Origin of the sequence: Micromonospora sp. NPDC023966, from assembly GCF_040639095.1 — a bacterium.
Taxonomy (GTDB): Bacteria; Actinomycetota; Actinomycetes; order Mycobacteriales; family Micromonosporaceae; genus Micromonospora.
The window spans coordinates 1-3467 of record NZ_JBEZZJ010000080.1; the positions used below are offsets into that span (position 1 = coordinate 1).

Below are 3467 nucleotides of genomic sequence, written 5' to 3' on the forward strand. Positions count from 1 at the left end.
GGGGGGGGGGGGGGGCGGCGGGGGGTGTGCGCGGTGGGGGGGCTGATGCGTCCGGCGGGGCCCCGGCCACCTGGGCGCGGGGGGTTTCGGGGGCCGGCCCCCGCCCCCCCCGGGCCCGGCCCCCCCGCGGCCGGCCGGCGGTCCGGGTACGGGCCGCCGGCCGGCGTCGCGTCGGGTCAGCCGATGGCGGCGGTCAGCGCGGCCAGGTAGCCGTAGCGGTAGCCGTCGGCGTCCGGGTGGTACGCCTCGATGAGCCCGCTCACGTCGTTGATCCACGGGTCGGCGGCGCAGACGCCGTGCCCGGCGAAGAACGGCCGGGCGTCGACGAAGGTGGCCCCGGCGGCCCGGGCCCGGTCGGCGATCACCGTGGCGAGCAGGTCGGCGGCCTGGTTGAGGATGGTCCGCTTGTAGGTGCTCATGGCCAGCAGGCCGCAGTAGCTCGTCTCGAACAGCCGCGGGTAGCCGAGCACCACCAACCGGGCGTTGGGGGCCCGGTTCCGGATGGCGGCGTAGGTGTTGTCGAGCCGGCCGGGCAGGGTGGTGGTGGCGAAGGCCCGGCTGTCGTTGACGGCGCTCTCGCAGCTCGAGGTGCTGCCGAAGCGGCAGCTCGTGATGACGTCGGCGAAGCCGGCGTCGTTACCGCCGATGGTGACGGTGACCAGGGTGGTGCCGGTGCCCAGGGAGTTGACCTGGCTGTTGATGACGTCGGCGGTGACGGCGCCGCCGCAGGCCGGGAACTTGAAGCTGGTGACAGCGTGCGCGGCGGCCCAGAGCGGGGCGTACGACTTCTGGCTGCGCAGGCAGGTGGAGAGGTCGTACGGGCCGGCCCCGACGCCGGAGGAGTAGGAGTCGCCGAGGGCGACGTAGTTGACGGTGGCCGCCCGGGCGACGCCGGGGACGAGCGTGGCGCCGAGGACGGCCGCGAACAACGCGGCCAGGGCGGTGCGGACGCGACGGGACATGACAGGACCTCCACGGGACAGGGGTGGTGGAGCCCGTAGACCGCGCGCGTGGCCAGGGGGTCGGTGCTTGTTACTAGTCGGTAATGCTATCGAAACATTGCCATAAATTGAATAGCGCCGGCCGGCGTTCCGGGGCAGACGCGTTCACAACCGTCGATTAGGTTGGCGGTGCGTACACCCCCGATGGAGGGAGTCCACCCCGTGCGACGCGCTCTCACGGCGGCCATCGCCGCCCTGACCGTCACCACCGCCGGCACCGTCGTGACCGGCGCCCCCGGCCAGGCCGCCCTACCGGGCTGGGGCCGGCCGAAGCCCGCGGCGGCCACCCCGACCCCGGGCAGCCCCGGGCTGGGCGACAGCTACTTCCCCGACTACGGCAACGGCGGCTACGACGTCGGCCACTACGACATCCGGCTGCGCTACGAACCGGCCACCGACCGGCTCAGCGGCACCACGACGATTCTGGCCACCGCCACCCAGGACCTGTCCCGGTTCAACCTCGACTTCGCCCTCGACGTCGAGTCGGTCCGGGTCAACGGCTGGTCGGCGGGCTTCGCCCGAGAGGGCGCGCACGAGCTGGTGATCACCACGCCCCGGCCGATCCTCAAGGGACAGCCGCTCACCGTCGTGGTGAAATACGCCGGCGTCCCGTCGGAGACGCTGGTCCAGGGCTACACGGGCTGGACCCGGGTCGCCGACGGCGCGCTCGCCGTCAACGAGCCCGAGTCGGCCTGGTGGTGGTACCCGAGCAACGACCACCCGACGGACAAGGCCACCTGGGACATCTCCGTCTCGGTGCCGACCGGTCTCGAGGTGGTCAGCAACGGCGTGCAGCCGCGCGCCCCGCTGCCCGAGGCCGGCAACCGCACCCGGTGGAGCTGGCGCAGTGTCAAGCCGGGTGCCACCTACCAGGCGTTCCTGGCCATCGGGCAGTACGACATCGTCACCGACACCGCGCCGAACGGGCAGCCGGTGGTGAACGCGTACAGCACCACGCTGGGCGAGCGCGGGCCGGCCGCCCGGGCCAGCATCGAACGCACCGCCGAGATCATCGACTGGGAGAGCGGCCTGTTCGGGCCGTACCCGTTCGAGGCGCAGGGCGGCGTGGCCGGGCCGGTCGACGGCATCGGCTTCGCCCTGGAGACGCAGAGCCGCCCCGTCTACGGCCCCAGCTTCTGGCGTCGCGGCTCGAACACGTCGGTCGTCGTGCACGAGAACGCCCACCAGTGGTTCGGCGACTCGGTCTCGGTGGCCGACTGGCGCAACATCTGGCTGAACGAGGGCTTCGCCTCCTACGCCGAGTGGCTCTGGTCGGAGGAGCAGGGCGAGGGCACCGCCCAGGAGTTGTTCGACTTCACCTACGCCAGCTACCCGGCCGACTCGGAGTTCTGGCAGGTCCTCCCCGGTGACCCTGGGGCCGGCAACGTCTTCGCCGACGCGGTCTACGACCGGGGCGCCATGGCGCTGCACCAGCTCCGGCTGGCCGTCGGCGACGAGGCGTTCTTCCGGATCCTGCCGGCCTGGACCGCCGAGCACCGCTACGGCAACGGCACCATCGCCCAGTTCCAGGCGCTCGCCGAGCGGATCTCCGGCCGGGACCTCGACGCGGTCTTCACCACCTGGCTGTTCACCGCCGGGCGCCCCGAGCCGGCCGCCGCCGCACGCGGCGCGCTGGTCCCGGCGCAACCGAAGTCGTGGACGAAGATCCGGGAAGCCCACCAGCTGCTGCGGCACTGACCGGCGCCGGCCGGGGCCCGTTCCACCACGGCGGGAGCGGGCCCCGGCCGGTCAGGCCGGCACGGGAGTGGCCGGGGCCGGGGCCGCCGCCTCGATCGCCCGGATGTGCCGGTAGGCGAACCAGAGCGGCGGGAACGCGCCGACCGCGAAGGAGAGGTCGACCAGCGTCCAGAACCACGGGATGTCCCGCACCGGCCCGCAGATCAGCGCGAGCGGCACGATCCCGGCGCAGGCGATCATGCCGAGCTGCACCACCCAGACGTTGCGCACCGGGTCGCGCAGCGGACCCCAGAACGCCACCGCGAGTACCAGGTGCGCGAAGGCGAGCCAGTCGGTGCCGTAGAGCATGAACGGGTAGTGCTCGCCGGTCTCGACCAGTCCGGTGTGGACCCGCTCGATCCAGTCGACCAGCGCCGGGAACTGGCCGGCGAGCGGGTCGAGCGCCCGGAGCAGCCAGCGCACCTCCAGCTCCAGCGGAAACGCGGTCACGCCGCTGAGGAACAGCCCGACCACCACGACCCAGAGCCACCGGCGGGTTCGCCGGAGGCGTGTCTCGACGTCCATACCCGCAGCGTAGTGACGATCTTCGCGGCACCGGGGCCCGCGCGGCCCCGCGCCGGCATGACCTCCCTCACGGGGCCGGGCGGTGCGGGTCAGGCGGCGGGGCAGCCGTCGCAGCCGCCGCCGGTCGGCGGGTCCGCGGTGGTGACGGTGAGCGACGGCGAGGCCGCCGAGACGTTGCCGGCCGCGTCCACCGCGACCACGGTG

General features: G+C 73.5%; 3 protein-coding genes. 1 reads left to right on the forward strand and 2 read right to left on the reverse strand.

Going from position 1 to position 3467, the window contains the following annotated elements; translation table 11 throughout:
- Positions 1 to 176: 176 nt before the first annotated feature.
- On the reverse strand, positions 177 to 962 hold the full coding sequence (locus AB0F68_RS35160) for an SGNH/GDSL hydrolase family protein (protein WP_357346195.1): 786 nt from the start codon (positions 960 to 962) through the stop codon (positions 177 to 179).
- A gap of 201 nt (positions 963 to 1163) precedes the next feature.
- Between AB0F68_RS35160 and AB0F68_RS35165 the strand changes: the two genes are divergently transcribed.
- On the forward strand, positions 1164 to 2699 hold the full coding sequence (locus tag AB0F68_RS35165) for a M1 family metallopeptidase (protein WP_357346198.1): 1536 nt from the start codon (positions 1164 to 1166) through the stop codon (positions 2697 to 2699).
- A gap of 51 nt (positions 2700 to 2750) precedes the next feature.
- Here the strand turns inward: AB0F68_RS35165 and AB0F68_RS35170 are convergent, their stop codons facing one another.
- Positions 2751 to 3263: a hypothetical protein gene (locus AB0F68_RS35170; protein ID WP_357346200.1), complete on the reverse strand. Its 513-nt coding sequence runs from the start codon at positions 3261 to 3263 to the stop codon at positions 2751 to 2753.
- Between the last annotated feature and the right edge of the window lie 204 nt (positions 3264 to 3467).

Excerpts from the sequence above, each read along its gene's own strand:
- AB0F68_RS35160 (WP_357346195.1), bottom strand. The coding sequence starts at position 962 with ATGTCCCGTCGCGTCCGCACCGCCCTGGCCGCGTTGTTCGCGGCCGTC.
- AB0F68_RS35170 (WP_357346200.1), bottom strand. The coding sequence starts at position 3,263 with ATGGACGTCGAGACACGCCTCCGGCGAACCCGCCGGTGGCTCTGGGTC.